Source organism: Spirosoma migulaei, assembly GCF_054776855.1.
Genome location: NZ_BAAHBG010000004.1, coordinates 144,940 through 169,423, shown reverse-complemented (window position 1 = coordinate 169,423; position 24,484 = coordinate 144,940). Strand labels below are relative to the sequence as shown.

Genomic DNA, 24,484 nt, shown 5'->3' with positions numbered 1-24,484 from the left:
TTAGACAACAAATTGTAGCCGGTCTGTTTCTCGACTTCATCAATGCTAACCCAGTAGCCTAACCAAGCCTGTTCTCCTAAAGCGTTTGTATTAGGCATCAAGACCGCAATAACTCATGTCTGAGCGCTTATTCGGTTTATATCGTCTGAACACCTATAGGTAAAACTACAATTACCTTCCAAAGGACAGCAGGAACGCTTAGCTTACCACTTGCTATAGTTTGTAGCCTTACCGTTATTGCCTTCACCACCCTTGCCCGTTGGCCCTGTAATATATATAGCTAGTTACCCTGAGCAACCATACAATGGACTCTAATAGACGTAGACAGCTTTGCCGGTTGAGTTGAGGTACTAGGCAACCGGTGAAAAAAGTGTAAAAAGTGTATGTCTGAGAAACATCATTTATTTTTTTTTCTCAACTATGTAAAAAATGACCACTACATAACATAGTCGATTGAACCATTTAGTAGAGCTTTAGGAGAATCTAGGCCCGTACACTTTAGTTTAGGCAAGCCGATCAGGCGTCTATCTAAACCTATTTATAGTAAAATGGTACAAGTTGCTGAATACGAAGAGTTCAAAGCTATAGTACGGCGCGTTGAAGCGCTTGAAGAAGAAAATGGTTTCCTTAAATCACTGCTTCTTGGGGAACGCTGGTTAAATCGGAAACAAGCTATGGCCGCGCTAGGATGTAAAGATAATAAACTACGAAAGCTAACACTCACAAACGCGCTTACGCATCGGTACGATGGAAAGAACCCGTATTATGATGCTTTCTCAATCCGTGATTACCTTTTAGACCAAAAAATCGACAGCAAAGAAGTTGAGAAACGGATTATATCGGCCCGGTTTGCTGGATAAGGCTTATTATAAACTTTGGGAGAAATGGTACAAGTCGTGGATTACGAAGAGTTCAGCGCCTTAAAACGCTTAGTTGAAGAAATAAAGCAAGAAAACGAGTTTCTGAAATCGTTGCTGTGTGGTGAACGCTGGTTAAGTCGGAAACAGAAGACGGTCTCGCTAGGCTGCCAGCACAACAAATTGCGTAAATTGACACTAGGGAATCGGCTAACGTACCGGCACGAAAGTAAATACCCCTTTTATGTTGCTTTCTCTATCCAGGCTTACCTAAGTGCCCAAAAGATCGACGCGAAAGAGATTGATAAGCGAATTTTAGAAGCCAAGTTTATGCCTAACAGACTACAAAAAAATGATTCATAAAAACGAAACATTGCCGCTGTTCATAATGCCAAGCCAGTAGGCATCACCAACGGACTGGTCCCCGAAAATTCTTTAAACGAATGCTAAGTAAATGGCGACAGAGAGCGGAGGCTGGTGAAGTCAAAGGTGAAAATTTCTTTATTTAAAGATGAATCAGCTTTAGCTTAAAAATAACATTTTATTAATTGTTATTACTATGATTGACTTACCTAACTTAATAGAATCACTAAAAGAAATTGACTTTAAAGGACTAACTTCTGAATACCTATTATCTAATATTGCTGATAAGGGCGTAAACGGTATTCGCCAGTCTTTTAGGCAAGCAAAGAGTAAATTGATAGAAAATTTAGAACAATACATTGAGCATATACCTGAATTAAGTATTGTAGAAGAGGTAGTAATAAAAAGTATAATTAATAATATAAAAACGTCAATATCATGGAGTAAAGAAATTAATCTAAAAATATTGCCTGAATCTAAAGAATTAAGAGATATTTTTATTGAGATTGATTTGTTTGTATCTCAGTTAAGAGAAAGGATTGAACCTGACGATGAATTGACTAAAATGCCAAGCAGCGCTCTCTTATCTAAAATTGATAAAAATATTATTCTATATGGTGGGCCAGGTGCAGGGAAAACAACATTAATGATGAATTTGTTTACCGACCTATTAGGCCGGTATCAGGCAAATAATATATTCTCGTTCCCTATAGTAATTAGGTTTAGAGAGCTAAATTACACAAATGTGCATAAAGATGAGATTTATGGTATGTATGAAATAATATCAGAAATGCTTGGGATAAATTTTGAGTTTTATAAAATTAATAATAGATACATAACTCTTAAACAAGTTAGAATAAAGGAAAAAGAGCAGATAGAGGAGCAGGAAACCTTATTTAAAGCATTAAGAATTTATCGAGAAGATGTTGCTAGTGTAATTTGCGAGTTTATCGATAAATGTAATATGTTGATAATTTTTGATGGTTTTGATGAAATTCCAGACATAAAGATCAAAAATCAAATTGAAAAAGACCTATTTATACTATCTAGGTCACTGACTAAATCACGTTTTATTGTAACGTCGAGAAATGGAGAATTAAATATTAACCTTTACAATACAAGAACCTATGAAATAAGCCCATTAACAGAGAGTCAAATTTTGTTTCTCGCTGAGAAATGGTTGAAAAAAGAAGAATTGGTAAGGGAATTTGTACAAAAGATAAAGTCATCACCCTTTTATGATACTGCAATTAGGCCACTTACGTTAGCCCATTTATGCTCTATATATGAAGTAAAAGGCTATATACCTGCTAAACCTAGATATGTATATGATTATATAATTACATTATTAATAGAGAAATGGGATATACAAAGAGCTATACAAAGGCGTACTGATTACGAAGAACTGTATATTGAACGAATGAAAGAGTTTTTGGCTCATATATCATTTGAGTTATCATACTCTTTTCGAAAGGCATTATTTTTTACATCAGATTTGATAGATTGCTATAAAAGAGTTTGTACTAGATACAACTTGCCTGATGACCAAGCAGAAAAAGTTGCGGAACAGATAGAGAGTCATAATGGATTATTAATAAAGGTTGGTTCTATGAGTTATCAGTTTGCTCATAAATCATTACAAGAATATTTAACAGCAAAATACATACATTCACTTCCTACATATCCACCATCTAATATTATCGAGACTCTTCCAAATGAAATGGCTATTGTAATATCATTATCATCTGAAACAACAAAATATCTTACTAAGCTTGGTAACTATTTATTTGACTTTAGTTTACAGTATTGGCTAACATTTACAGCACGGCTGTCAATTGAAAAGCCGGATTTCAGCGAAAGACCTGACTCATTGATCTTTTTTTATAATATGTTGCAAAAATCATATAAAATGAAAAGCTCAAGGGAGGACAAAGGCATGTTAATTGAAGAATTAAAGTCTTTCGTTTTAGTTATATTTAATTCAACTAATATCGAAATTTGCTTTAAAGAGCTTTTGAATATATACTCTTTTAAAGTCGAGGGCAATGTGGTGCATTTTCAATTAAAAGACACAAGTCCACATATTTATGAAAATGAATACTATCCTTCTTGGATTACTACTGATAAAGAATTTACTTTTGGACTATTCAAATAACTATTTCATCAAAAATTATATTTTTGAAAACTAAGAATTCATTTTTGAATTTTTCAAAGCTTCTTCAATATTACCAATTACTCCTCTTGTTCTTAATTTAGTTAAAAACTCTTTACCATAATCTGAAAGTAAAAATATTGTAATTTCCTTTGTTTTATTTGACAAATTGACTGTTTTAAAAATACGGTTGACCATACCAAGTTCTTCAAAAAAATATACATATGGCATTAATTCGCTACTGTTTTGCTCTGCACTAGCCCAATAAATACTTCCAGCGGTTGATATACCCTCTCTTAGTCTTGAAGCAATAAACCAAAATACATATATGTAATTTATTTTTTCTTTAAAGTACCTTGCTATTAAAATTAAAACCTTTTCAATTGTTTCTGGCAGCTCATTAAGATCCACTTTCTTAGCAACTAGCATGTTATATATTTCCAAGAAAGAATCAGAGGTATCCTTTAAAGACTGCAACTCTATTACTTTTTCACGAAGAGACTTGTTTTCCTTAGATAAATAAGAAAGTTCTTCCAGTAACTGATTTGAGTTCAAAGCTTCATCACCACGTACCCAGCCAATTAATGCTTCATCGTCTTCCAAGGCATGAAGTGTGTTTATAATCGCTAACTGAAGAGTTGGTAAACTCTCCCAATGCTTAACAAATTTACCCGTGATTTCTTTTTTAAAATTCAAGTATTCTTCACGGTGTTTTAGCTCCATTATTGCTTCCGTGGTTTTTTCTTTAACTTTCTGTTCAATATATTTATCATTGGCCACAACGACAAATACAGTTTTACCGACATTTCTTGCATAGTCAAACTCAAGGTGTGTATAGCTTTTTCCACTTATCTCTTCTATACTACCATATCTCCCACCCAATAAGAGCATATAAATGTCAGATTCGTTAATCCAACGCTTTATTATATTCATCTGCTCCTCATTTTGCCCTGCAAATAACTCCATACCAGCAGGAATATGGCCAGCCGTTAGAATCGCTTCAACGGCTGCTTGCCGCTCTTCTTTAAGGTCGGTATATGTAGAAGAAACAAATATTTGAAGTTTTCTTTTCTGTGCCATGATGCCTAATAATTAGTGTAGATAAGTATCTGTTTGTGAATAGCGCAAAAATGAACTACAATAGAAATGCTTTTCCAAAGAGCAAAAAAAGTACTCACGTGGAATTGTAAGTTATTGATTTTTTAGATAATTAATTGACCGTAGGGAGGCTCAAACTCCCATGCCGTGAAGTATTTACAAGCTCTTGTACACAGGCTTCACAGTATTTGTAGCATTGTTACCCATAGAGCAGGATAAGTCATCGGTGAAAAAGGTGCAAAAAGTGATTACTCAAAAAACAATTTATTTTTTCTCCTGATTGAGGTAAGTCAAACAGAATGTTTTAGTTGATTCCGTATACGTAACCGTACACGGTTATAAATTAAAAACCTATAATCGTCTAAAAATTAGACGATTATAGGTTTCTTATGTAGTCTCGACGGGAATCGAACCCGTATCAAGCGTTTAGGAAACGCTTATTCTATCCGTTGAACTACGAGACCAAAAAAGGAGCGGTCAACGTTGACCGCTCGCTATAACTGCAAAATTGCCAAAAATACCTCAACCTGCCAAACCATCGCCGTACTCCGCTGATTCGATGAGCGGTACGTTAACCCAGTTGGGGTAAATCTGGAAGTGTCTCTCTTTCACCAGCGTATAGAGCAAATCGCGCAGTTCGCCTACATTCTCGCCGGTTTCTGCCGAGATGAAGGCCACATAGTCCGCTTTTTGGGCCAGATACGTCTTTTTCAGATACTCCAGCGCAGTTTTTCGGCGCACGGCCATCGGAATAGCTACCTCTTCGTGCGAGTCAATGAACTCATCATCGTCGTCCTGATCGGGTTTTTCTATCCACTGGTCTTTCGGTACAAAGCGATCCATTTTGTTGAAGACCAGCACCATGGGTTTATCGGCCGCTTTGATGTCGGCCAGTGTTGCGTTGACCACTTCAATCTGCTCCTCAAAATTCGGGTGTGATACATCAACAACGTGAACCAGAATATCTGCTTCACGGACTTCATCGAGTGTCGATTTGAACGACTCGATTAGCATCGTTGGCAGTTTGCGGATAAAACCAACCGTATCCGTCAACAAAAACGGAATATTGCCAAGCGTCACTTTTCGTACGGTTGAATCTACCGTGGCGAAGAGTTTATTTTCGGCAAATACGTCGGTTTTCGCCATGGTACGCATCAGTGTCGATTTGCCTACGTTCGTGTAACCAACCAGAGAAACCCGCACCAGTCGGTCGCGTTCTTTCCGGCGCGTCTGGCTCTGTTTGTCAATTTTGGCCAGTTTCTCTTTCAGGAAAGAGATTCGGTCTTTCACGATCCGACGGTCGGTTTCGAGTTCTTTTTCCCCCGGACCGCGCATCCCCACACCGCCTTTCTGGCTGGTTAAGTGACTCCACATGCGGGTTAGGCGTGGGTACATGTACTGGTATTGCGCTAACTCGACCTGCACCCGCGACTGGGCGGTTTGGGCCCGCATCGAGAAAATATTCAGGATGAGCAAACTGCGATCCAGTACTTTAACATCTTTAAAACTCTCTTCCAGATTCCGTACCTGCGAAGGCGTCAGGTCATCATCAAAAATGACGGAATCAACCGGATTGTCGAGAATGAACGTCTGAATTTCTTCCAGTTTGCCTTTGCCAACAAACGTTCGGTTATCGGGATGTTCCAGTTTTTGGGTGAACGATTTGATGGTTGTAACGCCTGATGTTTCGGCCAGAAAGGCTAACTCGTCGAGATAATCTTTCGTTTGGTCGGCCGTTTGCTTTTGCGTAATCAGCGCGACCAACACAGCGGTTTCGGGCGGTTTTGTGTTGTCGATCATGTAAATTCTTAGAGGTGATTAGGCGTTTATAGCCTGCGAACAAGGGCGTAAATCCTGCGCAATAAGCTATAGGCCTGTAAATTATAACGGGTACTATTCGGTAAAAGTTTCGGCGTTGAATCTGTCTTGACCTACGCCATATCTTGGAGATATGGCGTAGGTCAAGACAGATTCAACGCCATTACACCTGAACGGTTTTCCAGCGTCCCCGGCGGAAAATCCAGATGGCGATACCAGCCAGCAACGTCTCACTGATGGCCACCGACCAGAATACCCCCGGAGGTCCCCAATGCAGCAGATGAGCTAGTGTATAGGCCAGTGGTATTTCAACCACCCAGAAGCATACAATGTTAATGAGTGTAGGCGTTCGGGTATCGCCCGCGCCATTGAGCGACTGACTCAGCACCATTCCATACGCCATGAATAGATAACCCAGGCAAAATACGCGAAGGCATTCGACCGCAATTTCGACGACGCGAACATTATTGTCGAACAAACCGACGATGGGGGTTGCTCCCAGGAAGAAGCCAATGCCAACGGCAGCTAGAAAGAGCATGTTGCAGAAAGCCGCCCGCCAGGCGGAGGTTTCGGCACGTTCGGGCTGACCAGCCCCCAAATTCTGTCCAACTAGTGTGGCAGCGGCATTAGCCATGCCCCACGAAGGCAGAATCGTGAATACAATAATGCGAATGGCGATGGTATAACCAGCTACTACGTCGCTACCAAACGTAGATAAAATCCGCGTCAGGAATATCCAGCTGGCCGATCCAACCAGGAACTGGCTGGTACCACCAATGGCTAAACTAAGCAGATTACGGATTAAGCTCAGGTCAGGAGTCACATCTGACCGGAGAACCTGAATAACCCCTTTCACCCGCGTCAGGGCGTAAAGCTGATACAGTACACCCATAGATCGGCCAATGGTTGTGGCCACTGCCGAGCCCATCACACCCATTTCCGGGAATGGCCCCAGACCGAAAATGAAGACCGGGCATAGGACGATGTTTACGCCGTTGGCCAGCCATAGCGAGCGCATCGCTACCGATGCATCGCCCGAACCGCGCAGGCAACCACTTAGCGTATACAGGAGCATGATGGCGGGCGCACTGGCGAAAATCATCCGCGTAAACCCGGCCCCATTGGCAATAAGTTTTGAGTCCCCACCCATCAGGCGCAGGATGTCTTCGGCAAAGACAAAACCGACTACGCCCATAAACAGGCCCAGCGCAACGGACACGAGTATAACCTGCCCAACCGCATGCCCCGCCCCACGCTGGTTGTCTTCGCCGACCCGACGGGATACCAGTGCCGTAGCTGCTGTGCTCAGGCCAATAGCAATGGAGTAAACAATAGTGAGTACCGACTCCGTCAGGCCCACTGTGGCAATGGCTTCCGTACCGATTTTGGCCACAAAAAAGACATCGACCACTGCAAAGAGTGACTCCATCACCATTTCCAGAATCATCGGCACCGATAGCAGAAAAATAGCCCGGTTAATACTGCCGGTTGTAAAATTGGTTTCCGAACCACGCAATGCGGCCAGGAATAACCGAAAGAATTTGGTCATTGGAACAAAAGAATATGCCGAAGCCCAGCGGGCTATTGACAGCGAATGAATGGCCTGAAAAACGTGAATGACCACCGAAGCAGAAGCAGGTGGCGGTACTCTGAAGAAAAAATGAAAAACCGCTTGGGTTTTTAAGCGAGGAACTTCATGGGCGTTGGCTAACCGACGGGCGGTTGCAGTTAAGGCTGCAAACTTACAATTTTCTTTTTTGAAAAACCAAATTTGGTTTAGTGACCGGTCATTCACAAACTATCCGATGAGCATGCAGTTAAGTAAATGGATAATGTAGAATGTAGAATGAGCACAACTGTTAGGGTGCCTTATTCTACATTCTACATTATCCATTTTACATTCTCTTACCTATGCCTACGTCACCATTCTATTTAAACGATATTGCTGATTTTCTGCGAGATGAGTTGGCGGCTGATCGCTATCCTGGCACTGAGCAGGGCGGGACTTATTACCCGTCCAAACGCCCGATCCGACGGCTTGGCCTAGCCTTAGAGCCATTTCCTAAACTAGCAGACTGGGTCAGTGAGACGCATATCGACGCCCTTTGGCTACACCGGCCCTGGCAGCTCGACTTAACGAGTCTGCCGACTGATCTCGGAGTTTTGACGCACCATCTGCCCTTTGATGAAACCCTGACAATTGGCTATAATCCTCGACTGGCGAAGCAAATGGGAGCTATTGGCGGCTTAGAGCCAATCGGCTATAAACAAGATAGCGCTGAGGCTGGCAAGGTATTGCCCCGCCGACCTCTCGGAATGCTTATTGATATTCCCCCGCAGGAATTTGATCAGTGGCTTACAACTGTCAAAACCATGTTCGGAGGGTATGATCGGGCTGAAGCCGGACGAGGTACCGCCGGTTGGCAACCCACCAGCTATCGAGTTGCTGTAGTGGGAGCCATGACGGATGTGCTTGTCCGGGAAGCGGCTGCAAAGGGTGCAACCATGTACTTAACGGGGTCGTATCGTAAACCCGGCCAACAGGCAGTTGATGCCACGGGCATTGCCTTTATTGCTGTTGGCCATCGCCGAAGCGAAGTTTGGGGATTACGTGAGTTGGCTAATCTGTTACACAAACACTATTCTATTGAGTGCATCGTTCATGAACCAACAATACTCAGCAAACTGTAAGTGTAGTTAACTAAGCTATTTCCCGTGGATCGTCGGCTATACGAGTATTGTCATAGAAGGTATTCATCTCGGCCATATCTTCATCGGAAATCGTGAAATCCAATACATCGAAATTTTCCTGAATTCGTTCTCGCTTCACCGACTTTGGAATGGTAACGACGCCATGTTGCAATGACCACCGGATGAGCATCTGGTACGTGCTTTTGCCATATTTTTCTGCCAGTGCAACCAGTTTTGGATCATTTGCTTTCTCGCCACGTACCAAAGGTGCGTACCCTTCAGGCTGTATAGTCTTCTCGCGACAATAATCCAGGACTTCGGGCAGGTAGCTGTAGGGACTTAGCTCAAACTGATTGACGGCGGGTATTATATGGGCCTCGGTCAATAGTTCCTCCAAATGCGCCGGGTAATGATTTGAAACCCCAATGGCACGGGCTCGCCCGTCTGAGTAGATTTTTTCGAGAGCCCTCCATGTTTCGTGTCGGTGCTCTTTTATGGGCCAGTGGATCAGGTATAAATCCACTACATCGAGGCCAAGCCGTTCCAGACTCCGGTTGAATGCCCGGAGTGTTCGGGTATAACCCTGATCGTCGTTCCAGACTTTGGTAGTAATGAAGATATCACTTCGGGGAATTCCGCTGGCTCTGATGGCATTGGCTACTTCGCGTTCATTACCATAGGCAGCTGCGGTGTCAATCAATCGGCAACCCGCTTCAAGTGCCCACTCAATTGCCTGCTGTACTTCATTGGCCTGAGCTGGCGCAAAAACACCAAGGCCCAATAGCGGCATTTCAACACCATTATTAAGTGTGGTAGAGGGTATAGTCATTCAGTAAAGGCAAGTTTCTTACGGTAAAACTAAGTTTCATATATTAATTAAAAACCAGGACAAGATGTTTAAAAAAACACTAACAAATAAGTGCGCAAGCTGAATTGGCTATTCTACCGTATGTTTACGGGTAGAATAGCCATGGCCTTAGTTTACTGGTTTATGCGGACACTTTACCTGATTACGTGCCTTATTAGTTTAACCAGGCTGGTTGTTCGGGCCCAATCGGTTCCATCGACGGGTACCGTTCATTACTCAGCTGAAATCGGTGGGCTGGCAACATCAAACGACCAAAACCCTTTCTGGTTACGGGCTAATCAGTACAATATCGTTCCTGTACAGGGATCATTCGGAACGGTTCGGTTGGGTATACAACGCGACTACAAACCCCGACCCGATTCGATACCAAAACGGAAATCCCGTTTCGACTGGGGTTTTGGGGCTTATGCCATTGCCAATGTAGGTCCTCGATCAACGTCTAACAATCCGGCTATTCTGTTGCCTGATGCGTATGTAAAAATCCGTTTTGGTGCGCTGGAGCTTTATGGGGGCAACCGCCGTGAAGTGGCTGGCTTAGGTGATACGCTCCTGACGTCGGGCTTTGTGGCCTGGTCTGGTAATGCAATGCCGTTTCCGAAAATTCAGTTACATACGCCTGATTATGTGCCCATTGGCTTTACCAAAAAACTGCTGGCTTTTCGGGTTGGCTATGCACATGGATGGCTTATCGACTCGTACATTCAGGGGAGTTATCTTCATCAGAAATACTTCTATGGCCGAATCGGGAAGCCAAATTGGCGGGTTCGTTTCTATGCTGGGCTGAATCATCAGGTGCAATGGGGTGGCCATGCTGATTATTTGCTTAATCGACCCGATTTAGCTGTCAATGGAGGGTTGCCAACTTCCTTCCAGGACTATCTATCAATTATTACCGGTCGGTATCCTGATGCGCTGGAAAACAACCGATTCACTACGTTCGATGGGACGAATCGCGTGGGTAACCACGTTGGGAACTATGATGTAGCGTTGGAATGGAAAGGTGTTCGAACGAACTGGCTACTCTATCATCAGCACATGTACGATGATGCATCAGGTCTGGCATTGCAAAATGTACCAGATGGATTAACGGGCTTACGGTTTCAAAATCATGCCACAACAAACACCCGTTTCCGGTTTCAGCGACTCGTTCTCGAATGGCTGAGTACAACGAATCAAAGCGGCCCAACCTTCGACCCAACAGCCCGCTATCAGGGAGCTGATAATTACTTTAATAACAGCCAGTACATTGAGGGATGGTCGTATCGGGGACGAACAATTGGAACGCCTTTCATCATGCCTCGTTCGGATTTGGCACCAGCGGTAGCTACTGAATATGCAGGCAATGGATTTTACCCGAATAACCGGGTTGTGGCTTGGTACCTGGGTACGATAAGTGCTTTTCAACGGGGGCCAATACTAACGACACGACTTTCTTACAGCCGAAATTTTGGTTCTTACAAACAGCCTTACCCACAAGTTTTTCATCAGTTATCCACCTTGCTAAGCGCACAGTGGCCTATCCGTAAATGGTCGGGTACATCACTAACAACAACACTATCGCTTGATCGGGGGGAGTTGATGCCGGATGCGTTTGCCGGTTACCTAAGTTTGAAAAAGTTCTGGTAATAAGGTCTTTATGAGAAATATACGTTTCCATTAAAAAATATTTTAATCTCTTTTTAATATCTCTAAATCCGTTTGACGCGTATTGCCGTATAGTCAAGTGCAGTTAGCCTGTTTACTGCGTCCCTAACTAATTCTTCAACGAGAAAAACTATGGCTATGCTTTACAGAAAGCCCTTTCTACGTGTCCTGGCCGGTATGCTGGCGCTTGGTTCCTTACTGACGCTCAATGCCTGTCAGGATCACCGTCTACCACCAGACCCAGGTGCCGTGCCCGATGCAAGTGTTTACCTATTAAATGATGCTAATCAGTTGCAGCGGGTGAACATCAAGAATCCCAATGTGGTCTTGTCAAATCTTGTCATTACTGGCGTAAACTTTCAGGCTGGTGAACGCATGTTGTCAATTGATTTTCGACCCGCTACCGGACAACTGTACGGAGTCAGTAGTATGAGCCGTCTGTTTGTTATTAATCCAACAACAGCAGAAGCCCGACCTCTGACAACGAGTCCATTTACACCCGCTATTTCGGGGTCTGTTGTTGGTATTGATTTTAACCCGACAGTTGATCGTATTCGCCTGGTTACGAACACCGGGCAGGATTTGCGACTGCATCCCGAAACAGGGCAGGTAGTTGCTGTGGATGGAGCCATTAATGGCGTTTCTGGTGCTATGATTTCGGAAGTGGCCTACACAAATAACAGCGCGGGTGTAACAACAACAACTTTGTATGATATTGATCCGGCCACCGACCGGCTCTATATTCAAAACCCACCTAACAACGGTACACTGACCGACGTTGGGCCGCTAGGCTTAGATATAGCTGGGTCTGCTGGTTTCGATATTTCACCGAATGACAACACACAGGGGCTGGTTGCTGTGCAGTTTAATGGCTCATCGGAGTTAGATCAGATTAACCTGGCAACTGGTCGTTTGCAGAAACTGGGTAACCTGACGGGTACGGTCATTGGGCTGGCCATTCCAACGAATCCGGTTGCCTACGCCATTGACAGCAACAATAGCCTGCTTATTTTCAATCCCGTTAGTCTAACGGGCCTAACTCTAAAAACCATTACGGGCCTTCAACCGGGCGAAACCATTCTTGGTATCGACTCCCGGCCAGTAAATGGTCAGCTGTTTGTACTGGGTAGCACTAGCCGACTGTATACGGTTGCGGTTACTAATACAAACGTTTGGAGTCTGGTGCAGGTGGGTAGTGCCGGGGCATTCACTCTGTCAGGAACGGACTTTGGTTTCGATTTCAACCCAACAGTCGACCGTATTCGGGTTGTTAGCAACACAGGACAGAATCTTCGTCTGAATCCGGATAATGGCGCTTTAGCTGCTACTGATGGAAATTTAAACCCAGGAACACCAAATGTAACAGCGGCTGCGTATACGAACAACTTCGCAGGAGCCCTCACAACAACGTTATATGATATTGATATTCGTCCGGGCAGCGCGGTTTTACTCCAGCAAAATCCACCAAATAATGGTACATTAGTATCTGTTGGTCCGCTGGGTGTTGAGGTAGAAAGTGCCAATGGCTTCGATATTGGTGGCGCAACCGGTACGGCTTATGCGCTACTTCGTACAGGTGGTAACAGCACGAAAGTCTATACAATTAACTTAGCAACAGGCGCAGCCACGGCTGGCCCAACTGTTCCAGGTAGCCCCATTGTTCGTGGCTTTACTGTTGGTTTAGGATTCTAAGTTGATTGATGTTACTATAATCGGCCCGCCTTGTTGATCAACAAGGCGGGCTATTCTATTTAAAACCAAATTTCACTTAAATCGCTGAACAGCCACTTTCCCTTTGGCACCTACAGCGTAACAAGTACCTTTAGCGCAACCCATTGAATGGAAGCCTTCTGTATCAAGTTTCTGCCAGGTTTGGCCCTGATCGGCCGATAGGCTCGTGCCTGAAGGACCAACGGTTAGTAAACGGTCGTCGGGAAGCAGGGCGATGGCTTCTTTCAGGCCCGCTGGATTCGTCTGGGCTACGAGTTGCCAGGTTTGGCCACCGTCGCGGGTGATGGCTGCGTTTGGGCCGGGCTGCTGCTCCTGTTTGTAATTACCACCGACGACCATGCCAATTTTGTCACTGAAGAAATGCATACCAAACAAGCCCGTGGCTTCTCCGCCTGGTAAGGGCGTTTTGCTGACGTTCCAGGTTTTTCCCCGATCACTGGAACGGAATACGCGCCCGTATTGCCCACCGCCCGAGGCAATCCAGACGTTTCGTTTTCCGTGTACAACGAGGCTGGTACCGCTGGCCGCAAAAGCCGCTTCATTAGGCTCCATCAGTGGTAACGAAGCCGCAGGGATCGGTTGCCAGGTTTTTCCGCCGTCGTCGGTGGTTAGCATAAACCACTTACTATCAATAGCAGCATCCGCTGGGGGATCGCTAAATACGATGCCATGTTGATTGTCCCAAAAGTCGATTCCGTCGAAAAACACGCCTTTCTGTTGCGTTTGGTAAAGTAGTACCCAGGTCTGTCCGCCGTCATTGGTTTTGTAAATTCGGGCCTGGTCTTTTTCGGCGGGGCCAGCGCTCATGAAAAAAGCGGTCTGGGCATCTATGGCCTTTACATCGCGGAAGTCGCAGGTTTGCGCGTCGGGAACTGTACCCGTTTGCCAGGTTTTACCACCGTCGGCCGTTCGGACAAAGGTTCCTTTTGTACCGCCAATCCAGGCAATATCAGCGCTGACAACACTGACAGTGCGGAAACTGGCATCGGTACCAACGGATTGCATCTGCCACTGAGCAAGGCAGTTGAACGGAGCCAATAAGCAGAGTGCCAGCAGGTGGAAGAATCGAATCATTTCAGTAAAGGGATAATATAAATGAACAATGAATAATGGACAATGAATAATGAACTGCTAGGGCTGCACGTGCAGTAAAATGGATACTCTATAATAAGGTATTTTCCAGTGAGTTACCCATTGTCCATTATTCATCAACTTAACGCCCCTGATTTTTATAATACCGTTGAATGCTTTCAGTTAACACCTGATAAACTTCGGATACCCGAGGCTGATTACTAAGATAAGCCAAATGGGAGTCAATCGTGCTCAGGTCACCCCGGCGGGCCGGACCGGTTTGTACGTCGGCTGGGTTAGGGGCAGCTAGTCCTTTTCGGAAAGTTTCCGCAATCAATGGTCGGAGTAAATCGAATTCCAATCCTTCGTGCGTAGTGAGGTCGTGCGCAAGGGCTAGTAAGTGATTCGTGAAATTGCAGGCTAATACAGCGCCTATATGCAGGGTTCGGCGTTCGTCGGATGTAATCAAATAAACAATATCGCTGATGTCCTGGCCCAGTTGAACCAGGCTATCTTCAGTAGCGGGGTCAGAGGCTTCAATGCAAAGTGGAATCTCCTCAAAGGCCATGAAGGGCTGGCCTTTGGTAAAGGTTTGTAAGGCATAGAAAACCCCCGTCTGAATAGGTACATCGCTATAAATAGCCATCCAATGCTCCAGGGATCGCAACGATTGGCCCCCAGACGTATGCACAAGTATAGAGTTTTCAGGTAACACCAGTCGCGAGCAGACCTCTTCGAGTGCGTGATCAGCAACCGATAGCACAAACAATCGGGATGGGCTGTCAGCAAAATTTAATTCGGAATGGGTCCGCGCATCGTACAGGTTACTCACTAGCTGGCGGGAGTGCTGAAGCTGGCGACTGTATACTTCATTGATATGATGTCCCGCGTTTTCAAGAGCTGGAGCGAGGTGCCAGGCCAGGTTTCCTGCGCCGATAAACGAAATTTCCATGTTCAAGTATAGAACATTTTACTGGAAACGTTATCTAAAGCGAGTGTGTGAACCAAGAACGATTCGTGGATATGAAACGGCCCTCTTCACGTTAATTCTGTGAAAATATGGCCCGGTAATTGTAGAACTGCTTGTAAACAAGGTCGTTTATAGCTTCTGGTTCAAGAAAATGAGGCTTACTTTGTTCGCATGAAGACAGTTTAATGCGTAATTTTACTCCCTATGTATACTGAAACGAAAGAAAACAGCCTAGTAAAAAATCTATTGCCCTATTAGACGAATGGCCTAATTTTGGCCGTTTGATAGAAGAACGTATCCTCGCTACTCATACTGAACCTGAAAGTACCCCCAATGGTGAACCACTACTTTGTTCACAGTCCTGTTGTCAGTCACTTTATTCTTACCATTAGTCGGCTTCTGTTCATCCCGAACGGTTGGTTGATAGTGGGATGCTGTCTATTGTTGGGGCTGGGTATAAGCTACAGTCAGGACCAGCCAGCACCCGCCAAACGGGGAGCAGCAGCACGGCGTCAACAAGCTACTGCCGATTCGGCACGGGCCAATGCTCGCCGACGAGCCATTATGCGGGCGGACTCGGCTAAGCAGGCGCTTCAGGATCGTACCGATAGTATTCGGGCGTTACGCAGTGCCAATCGACGGCCAACGGTAAACTGGCCTGACCGGCGAGCTACGCGCTTCTCCGAACGACCGTCTAAATCCCCCTTTATTCTTCGTGACCCTAAAGGTGTTTCAACAGATTTTCGACTTAGTCCCGATGGCGGTATCGGCGTTACCGAGCGAGTCAGGACTGGTGTATCCTTATCGGGTGCACCTACGCCTAATTCAGTGCAGGGACGAACGGATGTAACGACTCCGGCATCATCCACAACTTCACTCGGCCAGCCAGCAACTGGCCCTATACTTCCTCCATCCCAATTCGGATTGCCGTATCGACCGGCGGAAACGATACCGTTCTCGACTTATAACCAGCTTCAGAACCAACGTGTTGAACAAAGTGTCTGGCGGGAGTATGGTGCCAAGCGCGATGGGCAAAGTGCCTTAAGTGGACGTGGATTAATCCCGAAACTCGAATTGCCGCCCGTAATTGATCGCCTGTTTGGCGGTAGCCAGGTTGATTTTAAACCGAATGGCTTTGTAACCCTCGATTTTGGGTATCTCTACCAATTTAATGATAATCCCGCCTATCCCGTGCGTCAGCGTCGGAGCGGGAATTTTCTCTTCAACGAGCAAATCAGCATCAACTTCAATGGGAAGATTGGGGAGAAATTAGGTGTACTCGCCAACTTCGATACCAAAGCCAGCTTCAATTTCGAGAACGCGCTGAAACTGAACTATCGACCCGGAGGTGGGTTGCCCGCGTTTGGAACGGGGCAGGGGTTGCCCAGCTTACCTGGCGTGCCTAAGGCACCTAATTTGCCGGGTGTTCCGGGTGTGAATGGCAGTACACCGGGAATGCCCGGATTCACCCCGCAAAACGAAAGTATTTTGCAGGGACTCGAAGTGGGTAACATCAGCTGGGCAGTGAACAGCCAACTGATTCCAGGGGTGCAAAACCTATTCGGGATTAAAACCCAGTTGCGTTTTGGTAAACTGAACGCCACGCTGGTGGCCTCGCAGCAGCGGTCACGCAAGAATGAGATTGTATTAAGAGGGGGCACATCGAACCGTCCGTTTGAAATCCGCGCTGATGGGTACGATGAGAACCAGCACTTTTTCCTGTCGCAGTTTTTCCGGGCTAATTACGAGTCCTCGTTGAAAACAATGCCTCAGGTAACGTCGGGAGTTAACGTAACCCGGATTGAAGTGTACGTAACAAACCGGACTAATACCACCGAATCTTTACGGAATATTGCCGGATTTCAGGATTTGGGCGAGGGTAATCCATATAGCCTGACGAACCCGAACCTCTCGCCATTTTCGCGCGATAACCGAACCCCAACGGCCAATACGGCCAACGGTCTCTTTACGAAACTGACGACCAACGCAAATGCTGCTTTCCGACAGGTAGATCAGACGAACGATCAATTAACCAACACCTTCCAGTTAGCCAAGGGTACCGATTTTGACCTGCTCCGGGGCGCCAAACGGCTGACCGATCGTGAGTATAGATTGCAGGCCGATCTGGGTTATATATCGCTTGTAACGCCTTTACGGAACGACGAAATTCTGGCCGTTGCCTATGAGTATACCTATCAGGGTCGGCGCTATAAAGTGGGGGAGTTGACGGAAGATTATCAGTCGCGTAAAGGCGATGAAGTACTGGTATTGAAGTTGCTTAAATCGGCTACGTTACGCAACAACCTTCAGTTGCCGATGTGGAATCTGATGATGAAAAACATCTACCCACTCAACACGTCGCAGATTACCCGCCAGGGATTTCAGTTACGAATTATTTACAAGGATGACCTGACGGGTATCGATAACCCCAACCTACAGGAAGGGCGCCGAACGCAGAATCGGCCGCTGGTACAACTGTTTGGTATGGATCGGCTTAACCAACAACTGGATGCTCAGCCGGATGGTAATTTCGATTACGTTGAGAATTATACGATTGACAGCCGATATGGGAAAATCATTTTCCCGGTTCTGGAACCCTTCGGGTCGTATCTGGAAAGGCAGTTCGATGCTGATGAAGACAATTACAAAGCGAAATACGTCTTTAACCAGCTGTATCGTACCACCAAAGCAGATGCCGCCCAGCTTGCCGATAAAAACAAGTTTTTCCTGAAAGGTTCGTTCCAGTCGGGCAATGGTGCCGAGGTTCCCCTGCCGCCGGGTGTTAATGAGCAGTCGGTTACGGTTACGGCGGGTGGTGTACCGCTGGTGTCGGGCCAGGATTACGTACTCGATGCTCAAATTGGCCGTCTGCGAATTATCAATGAAAGCGTGACCAATTCGGGCCGTGAGATTCGGATCAGCTATGAACAGCCCGATTTGTTTCAGAATCAGATCCGTACGCTTATTGGTACGCACCTGGATTATGCAGTTAATAAGGACGTTAGTATTGGCTTAACAGCCATGCATATGAAAGAAACCCCGGCTGGTTTCCTGACGCGGGTGGCCCTTGGTAACGAACCCGTTAACAATACAATTCTGGGTGTAAACGCCAACATCCGGAAAGATGCACCCGGTTTGACGCGTTTTCTGGATGCGTTGCCGGGTGTGCAGACCAAAGAAATGTCGACGGTTCAGTTCAATGGCGAGGTCGCACAGCTCTTTCCGGGCACCAATCCAAAAGCCAAGAACGAAAGCTATCTGGATGATTTTGAAGCGGCCCGTACTATTTTCGACCTGACTCGCCAACCCATTCGCTGGCGTTTGGGGGCTACTCCGCAGCAGTTTCCACAAGGCTCTTTTGCTGATCCGCTACCGTATGCTTATAACCGCGCCCGAATTTCGGTCTATACGGTCGATCCAAGTATTTTTGGATCGACGGGGTTACTGGGCGTGGCTTCGAATATTGATATCGAAGATGCCAACAAGCACATGTACGAACGGCCATTCCTGCCCCAGGAGTTATTCCCTGGTCGGTCGGCAAGGCCGGTGCAGTTGCCCGAAAACATCCTGGACGTAGCCTATTTCCCGTCGGAGCGGGGTATGTATAACTACAACCCAAATCTGGATGCGAATGGCCTTTTGCCGAACCCCACCCAAAACTTTGGTGCCGTTACGCGAGCTATCTCCTCAGACATTGATTTTGATAACGCCAATGTGGAAAACATCACGTTCTGGCTTATGGACCCCTTTGTGAAGGGTGATGCGGGTGATATCCGATATGGCCCCAACCCCAATCAGATTTTAAAAGGGGGAAGCCGCCGGGGAGGAGGGAAGCTCGTCTTTAATCTGGGCGATATTTCAGAGGACGTTATTAAGGATAGTCGCTACGAATTTGAGAATGGGTTTCCGCTCGATTCCGTCATCAGCACCCGAAACCCAGGTACCGATGCTACAGCATGGGGCCGGGCACCAACACGGCAATTTGTTACGAACGCTTTCCAGAGTGGTTCACGTGAGCAACAGGATATTGGTCTGGATGGGCTGAGTAGCCAGGCCAATATTCCGGCGGGTGTTACCGCCGAGAAAGACTTTTTCAGAAATTACCTGACGGCCGTTCGTACGCGAGTTAGTGATCCGAATGCGCTAGCCGATATTGAGCAGGACCCTTCGGGCGATGACTTCAAGTTTTATCTCGGCGACGATGCCGATCAGCAGAAGTACATTATTGCGCGGTATAAGAAGTTCATGGGTATGGAGAACAACTCGCCCGAAAACACCAGCGCCAATCAGTACCTGACCCCCGCATCGACCACATTGCCCGATATTGAAGATTTGAATATCGACAACACGATCAATGACAACGAAGCCTATTACGAATACGAAATTGACTTACAGCCCGATAAGCTGGAAGTTGGCCAGAGTAAATACATTGTTGATAGGGTAACGGTAAATACACCGGGAGGCCCCGTAAACTGGTATCAGTTCCGGATTCCGGTGCGGGAGCCTTTGCGGAAAGTAGGCAGCATCAATGGGTATAAGTCCATCCGGTTTATGCGGATGTACCTGACCAACTTTGCTGATCCCGTTGTACTTCGGTTTGCCGAATTACAGATGGAAGCTAACCAGTATCGGAAGTATACGGGCGATCTGACTCAACACGGGTTACAGGAAGTCCCCGAGCCTTACGATGCCAACTTTACTGTCTCGACGGTAAACATTGAAGAAAACAGCAGTACGCAAACCACCACGCAGGGGGGCGATAAATACCAGTATACAGTGCCTCCGGGCTACGTTCGGGATCGCGATTATACCCAGCCGAATATTGTTGAGTTGAACGAGCAGTCGATGCGCCTGAGCGTAACGAATTTGCGCGATGGCGATTCGCGGGGCGCATTCAAAAACACTAATTACAACCTGTTATTCAGGGAGCGGATCAAAATGTTTGTGCACATGCACAATCCCGAAACTGAAAGTGGACAGGTATCAGCTTTTGTTCGGATTGGGACTGACTATACTGATAACTACTACGAGATTGAAATCCCTCGATTAATTGCTACACCGGCTGGTAATCAGCCCGATAATGTTGTCTGGCCAGATGGTAATACCCTGGATTTGGCACTTCAGGAATTAATTGACCTTAAAGCGAATCGGAACCGAGAGTTTGGCCGAAAAACGTCCCTACCGTTTACGCAGGCTTCTTCCACGGGACGTTATTTGCTCACGGTGGTAGGTAACCCTGATTTGAGTTCGGTACAATCCATCATGATTGGAATGCGCAATCCCAAAATTCTTGGCGATGGCGAGCGCCCTAAAACGTTCACGATCTGGGTTGATGAACTGCGGGCCAACGGCTACGACCAGCACGCCGGGGTGGCCGCTGTAGGCTCGGTGAATATGAAGTTAGCGGACCTGGGCACACTCACAGCTTCAGGTCGAATTACGACCTTTGGTTTCGGAGGAGTGCAGACTCGCATTGGCGAGCGTGCCCTCGAAACGACCTCTGAGTTTGGGCTCTCATCAGCCCTTGCCATCGATAAGTTCCTGCCAGCCAGTTGGGGGCTTAAGGTGCCACTCTACATCAACTACGACCACCGCAACGTTGATCCGCATTTTGACCCGCTGGACCCGGATACCCCACTGGAAACGTCGCTGTCCACGAAGTCGGAATCCGAGCGGGCCGGCTATCGTCAGTTAGTGCAGGATAATACGACGCGTCGAGGCTATAATTTCTCGAACGTGCGGAAGATGAAAACCAACCCGAATGCCAAGTCGCATTTCTGGGATTTTGAAAATTTTGCGTTTACGTATGCGTTCAACGATATGAAACGCACGAACATTCTAACCCAGGAATACCTGCAACGCCAGAATCGGGGAGGCATTTCGTATACCTATAGCGCACAACCAAAACCCTTTGAACCGTTCCGAAATGTGGCTTCCTTTGAGGCTCCGTATCTGCGCTGGCTTAAAGATTTCAACCTAACGCTCTTGCCAACGTTGGTCTCGATTCGTACGGATATGGACCGGAGTTATATTAAAACCCAGCTTCGTTCATCAGACCTGACAACGGACGGAATCCAGCCGCAATTTGAGAAGTACTTCCTGTTCAATCGCTATTACGATCTGACCTGGAACCTGACGCGCAGTCTGGTATTGACCTATCATGCGCAGGCTAATGCTATTATCGACGAACCGGCGGGCGATATTAACACCCAGGCTAAACGCGACTCGATTCTAAACAGCATTAAGCACCTGGGCCGGATGAAAAACTTCGTGCAGGAAATCCGGGCCACCTATCGACTGCCGTTAGACAAGATTCCGTTACTCGACTGGATTGCCGCCGACGCCAGTTACAGAGTGGGCTACCAGTTCCAGGCTAACTCCTACGGCATTGTCGATTCGCTGGGTGTTCCGTTTGGGAATATTATCCGCAACGACCGTGAGCAGGGCATTACGGGGCGGGTCGATTTAATCCGGCTCTACAATAAAATCCGCTACCTGCGCTTTGCCAATACGCCTGCGCCGGTTCGAAAAAACTTTGCCCGTAACCCAGGCGACATCGAGGATATTGAGCGGGGCGACAGCAAAATACTAAAGAACTTTACGCGGGCATTGCTGACCGTGCGCGGTATCAACTTCTCCTATAATTTGCAGGAGTCCACGATTTTGCCAGGTTTCCTGCCAACGCCAAAACTGTTTGGACTCAGTGCCGAAAACGCACCGGGATTAGGTTTTATATTGGGTAGCCAGGATCACAACATAGCGTATAAAGCGGCCCAGAAAGGCTGGTTATCACCGAGTACGGTACAGAATACCGCTTTCCAGCAGAACATTACGAAGAAGTTTACCGCCAGCACAACGCTGGAACCGTTTAAGGACTTCCGAATGCAGATCAACTGGCGGCTCGACCGGACGGATGCATATCAGGAGTACTACCGGCCAGGCTCGCAGGGTGGTCCATTCGAGACTCAGACACCGGTTCGTAGCGGACAATTCAGTATGTCGTTCTGGTCGTTCCGAACAGCGTTTAAGGGGTTGCGTAGCGATAATACGTCTGTTCTATTTGATAGTCTTGAGAGCTATCGTACGTATTTTCAGCAGAAACTGAATAACGAAGCAAAAGAAGGGAACCGGGTTGGTACATACGATATAAACGCACAGGATGTACTGATCCCCTCGTTTTTTGCAGCCTATAGTGGTCAGAAAAAAGAAAAAGCGAAGTTCTCACCGTTTTATAACTTCCCACTTCCGAACTGGCAGATTGCCTACAATGGCATTTCGGGATTGGGCATTATTCGGAAATACTTCTCCGCCTTTACTATTAATCATAGCTATTCATCGACTTACAGCGTCGGTAACTTCATCTCGAACTTAGATTATACAGCGGCTTATGTAAATCTGGCGGTGCAGGACTTTGGAGTAGGAACGCTAACTAACCAATTGGGGCAGTTTATGCCTATTGTGGCGATGAGCACCATCACGATGTCGGAGAAGTTTGCACCCATGATTGGTGTCCAGTTTCAGACGAAAAACCGGATTAGCGGCCAATTGGCCTACAATCAGAGTCGCGACGTAGCCCTGAGTTTGTCGAATGCCCAGGTTGCCGAATTGAGCAATAAAGATCTAACGGCCTCTATGGGCTTCACCCGGCAAAATTTCCGGATTCCATTCAGGATCAATGGCGCTTATAAGAAGCTGAAAAACGATCTGACGTTCTCCCTGGCGCTGACGTTCCGTGATACGCGAACGATTCAACGTAAGTTAGATGCCGAGCAGATTGTTACGGCGGGTAACGTAAACTTCCAGCTACGTCCGCAGATTAGCTACATTGTTAGTAAGCGCCTGAACTTCAACCTGTATTTTGATCGAACGTTTAATGATCCACTCGTGTCAAACTCGTTCAAACGGGCTACTACGGCGGGTGGTGTGCAGGTGAAATTCAACCTGGCTGAGTAGCCAGGAGGAAGATCAATCCGGAAACAAGCCAATCTTTTTTCGCAAATACGCTCTAACCTGATCGATTTCGGCAGCTGCTTCGTCCATTTTTTGAAGTTGTGCTGCCAGGATAGCCCGTTTTTCAAAATTAGTAAGTTTACCCGCTCGCCAGTCTACAAATTTCTCCTGTATGTCTCTGAGAGTGAATCCCATAGCTTTAATAAACTTAATCTGCAGTAATCCCGCCACGTGTGACTCGTCATACTGACGGTGTCCCCGACGACTTTGGCGATTGCCTTGTAGTAAATTCAACTTCTCATAAAAACGAATTGTGTCGGGTGTTATACCGGTTCGGTCGGCCAGTTCGCGGATATACATTTTTCTGAAAAAATCTGGTTAGTGGGAATTCTGGAGTTAACTCCAATTTGTTCGCTATACGAATATGAAACCATTCTCAACAATGACAAAGACAATTTTTATCACCGGTGCATCGAGTGGATTGGGTAAAGCGGCAGCCATCTTGTTTGCCAACAAGGGTTGGAACGTGATTGCCACAATGCGTACGCCCGAAAACGAAACTGTGCTTACTCAAATTTCGTCCATTAAACTTTTACCTCTGGACGTTACTAATCTCGAACAGATACAAGCTACAGCTCGGCAAGTGACCGCCAGGAGTGAGGTAGATGTAGTGTTCAATAATGCAGGATATGGACTGGCTGGGCCTTTAGAAGGCACCACCGATGAGCAGATTGTGAAACAACTGGAAACAAATCTGCTGGGCGTTATTCGGGTTACGCAGGCATTTATCCCACACTTCAGAGCGAAGAAATCAGGGTTGTTTATTAGCACTACGTCGATTGGTGGCCTGGTTGCCTTTCCGTTTAATTCGGTATATCATGCTACAAAATGGGCCTTGGAAGGCTGGAGTGAAAGCATGTCGTTTGAATTGTCCAAGTTTGGTATTGATATCAAAACGGTTTCTCCGGGTGGTATTACAACCGATTTTTCAGGCCGCTCAATTGTTCTGACATCCCACGAGGCCTATACTGGCCAACTCAATAAAGTAATGGCTGCCTTTACAGATCCAGCCCGCCGGGCAACTTACTCAACTGCCGAACAAATAGCCGAAGTCGTGTATGAAGCGGCTACCGATGGCAGGAGTCAATTACGGTACGTAGCTGGTGAGGATGCCAAAGCATTATATGCGCAACGCTTACAGGTAGGTGCCGAAGTGTTCAGGAAAGTAGTGGATGACCGATTTTTTAATGAGTAAAGCCGTGTAGGCTATT

15 protein-coding genes and 1 tRNA gene are annotated in these 24,484 nt (G+C 46.3%); 8 read left to right on the top strand and 8 right to left on the bottom strand.

Going from position 1 to position 24,484, the window contains the following annotated elements; all coding sequences use genetic code 11:
• Positions 1-548: 548 nt before the first annotated feature.
• The 3 genes from ACYVGO_RS05295 (at position 549) to ACYVGO_RS05285 (ending at position 3,375) form a co-directional block, all read left to right on the top strand.
• Complete coding sequence (locus ACYVGO_RS05295; protein WP_460968096.1) at positions 549-860, top strand: hypothetical protein; 312 nt, start codon at positions 549-551, stop codon at positions 858-860.
• A 24-nt stretch (positions 861-884) separates the two neighbouring features.
• Positions 885-1,220 carry a hypothetical protein gene (locus ACYVGO_RS05290; protein WP_460968094.1) on the top strand — a complete coding sequence of 112 codons (336 nt, stop codon included), beginning with the start codon at positions 885-887 and terminating at the stop codon, positions 1,218-1,220.
• Positions 1,221-1,416: 196 nt separating this feature from the next.
• Complete coding sequence (locus tag ACYVGO_RS05285) at positions 1,417-3,375, top strand: NACHT domain-containing protein (RefSeq protein WP_460968092.1); 1,959 nt, start codon at positions 1,417-1,419, stop codon at positions 3,373-3,375.
• Positions 3,376-3,405: 30 nt separating this feature from the next.
• On the opposite strand, the gene ACYVGO_RS05280 is transcribed toward ACYVGO_RS05285, so the two are convergent.
• The 4 genes from ACYVGO_RS05280 to ACYVGO_RS05265 form a co-directional block, all read right to left on the bottom strand.
• Positions 3,406-4,452, bottom strand: a complete 1,047-nt coding sequence (locus ACYVGO_RS05280; RefSeq protein WP_460968090.1) for a DUF4062 domain-containing protein — start codon at positions 4,450-4,452, stop codon at positions 3,406-3,408.
• A gap of 410 nt (positions 4,453-4,862) precedes the next feature.
• Positions 4,863-4,934, bottom strand: a tRNA-Arg gene (locus tag ACYVGO_RS05275).
• Positions 4,935-4,992: 58 nt separating this feature from the next.
• A complete protein-coding gene (gene hflX / locus ACYVGO_RS05270; RefSeq protein ID WP_142775746.1) occupies positions 4,993-6,270 on the bottom strand; it encodes a GTPase HflX in 1,278 nt (425 codons plus the stop codon).
• A gap of 181 nt (positions 6,271-6,451) precedes the next feature.
• Positions 6,452-7,837, bottom strand: coding sequence for an MATE family efflux transporter (locus ACYVGO_RS05265; RefSeq protein WP_460968170.1), 1,386 nt, complete (start codon positions 7,835-7,837; stop codon positions 6,452-6,454).
• A 362-nt stretch (positions 7,838-8,199) separates the two neighbouring features.
• Here ACYVGO_RS05265 and ACYVGO_RS05260 point away from each other — a divergent pair, with 362 nt between their 5' ends.
• Positions 8,200-8,979, top strand: a complete 780-nt coding sequence (locus ACYVGO_RS05260) for a Nif3-like dinuclear metal center hexameric protein (RefSeq protein WP_460968088.1) — start codon at positions 8,200-8,202, stop codon at positions 8,977-8,979.
• A 10-nt stretch (positions 8,980-8,989) separates the two neighbouring features.
• On the opposite strand, the gene ACYVGO_RS05255 is transcribed toward ACYVGO_RS05260, so the two are convergent.
• On the bottom strand, positions 8,990-9,808 hold the full coding sequence (locus ACYVGO_RS05255) for an aldo/keto reductase (protein WP_460968087.1): 819 nt from the start codon (positions 9,806-9,808) through the stop codon (positions 8,990-8,992).
• Between the two features lie 141 nt (positions 9,809-9,949).
• Here ACYVGO_RS05255 and ACYVGO_RS05250 point away from each other — a divergent pair, with 141 nt between their 5' ends.
• Together ACYVGO_RS05250 and ACYVGO_RS05245 are read left to right on the top strand one after the other, a co-directional pair.
• Positions 9,950-11,473 (top strand): capsule assembly Wzi family protein, encoded by a 1,524-nt coding sequence (locus ACYVGO_RS05250; RefSeq protein WP_460968085.1) that lies wholly within the window; start codon positions 9,950-9,952, stop codon positions 11,471-11,473.
• A 156-nt stretch (positions 11,474-11,629) separates the two neighbouring features.
• Positions 11,630-13,183, top strand: coding sequence for a DUF4394 domain-containing protein (locus ACYVGO_RS05245; RefSeq protein ID WP_460968083.1), 1,554 nt, complete (start codon positions 11,630-11,632; stop codon positions 13,181-13,183).
• Positions 13,184-13,255: 72 nt separating this feature from the next.
• On the opposite strand, the gene ACYVGO_RS05240 is transcribed toward ACYVGO_RS05245, so the two are convergent.
• Both ACYVGO_RS05240 and ACYVGO_RS05235 read right to left on the bottom strand, forming a co-directional pair.
• Positions 13,256-14,296, bottom strand: coding sequence for a WD40/YVTN/BNR-like repeat-containing protein (locus ACYVGO_RS05240; RefSeq protein ID WP_460968082.1), 1,041 nt, complete (start codon positions 14,294-14,296; stop codon positions 13,256-13,258).
• Between the two features lie 139 nt (positions 14,297-14,435).
• Positions 14,436-15,245 carry a Rossmann-like and DUF2520 domain-containing protein gene (locus tag ACYVGO_RS05235; RefSeq protein ID WP_460968080.1) on the bottom strand — a complete coding sequence of 270 codons (810 nt, stop codon included), beginning with the start codon at positions 15,243-15,245 and terminating at the stop codon, positions 14,436-14,438.
• A gap of 351 nt (positions 15,246-15,596) precedes the next feature.
• On the opposite strand from ACYVGO_RS05235, the gene sov reads away from it, so the two are divergent.
• A complete protein-coding gene (gene sov / locus ACYVGO_RS05230) occupies positions 15,597-23,216 on the top strand; it encodes a T9SS outer membrane translocon Sov/SprA (protein ID WP_460968078.1) in 7,620 nt (2,539 codons plus the stop codon).
• 12 nt (positions 23,217-23,228) lie between these two features.
• Here the strand turns inward: sov and ACYVGO_RS05225 are convergent, their stop codons facing one another.
• Positions 23,229-23,573, bottom strand: coding sequence for a helix-turn-helix domain-containing protein (locus ACYVGO_RS05225; protein WP_460968076.1), 345 nt, complete (start codon positions 23,571-23,573; stop codon positions 23,229-23,231).
• A gap of 82 nt (positions 23,574-23,655) precedes the next feature.
• Here ACYVGO_RS05225 and ACYVGO_RS05220 point away from each other — a divergent pair, with 82 nt between their 5' ends.
• Positions 23,656-24,468 carry an SDR family oxidoreductase gene (locus ACYVGO_RS05220; RefSeq protein WP_460968074.1) on the top strand — a complete coding sequence of 271 codons (813 nt, stop codon included), beginning with the start codon at positions 23,656-23,658 and terminating at the stop codon, positions 24,466-24,468.
• Positions 24,469-24,484 lie beyond the last annotated feature (16 nt).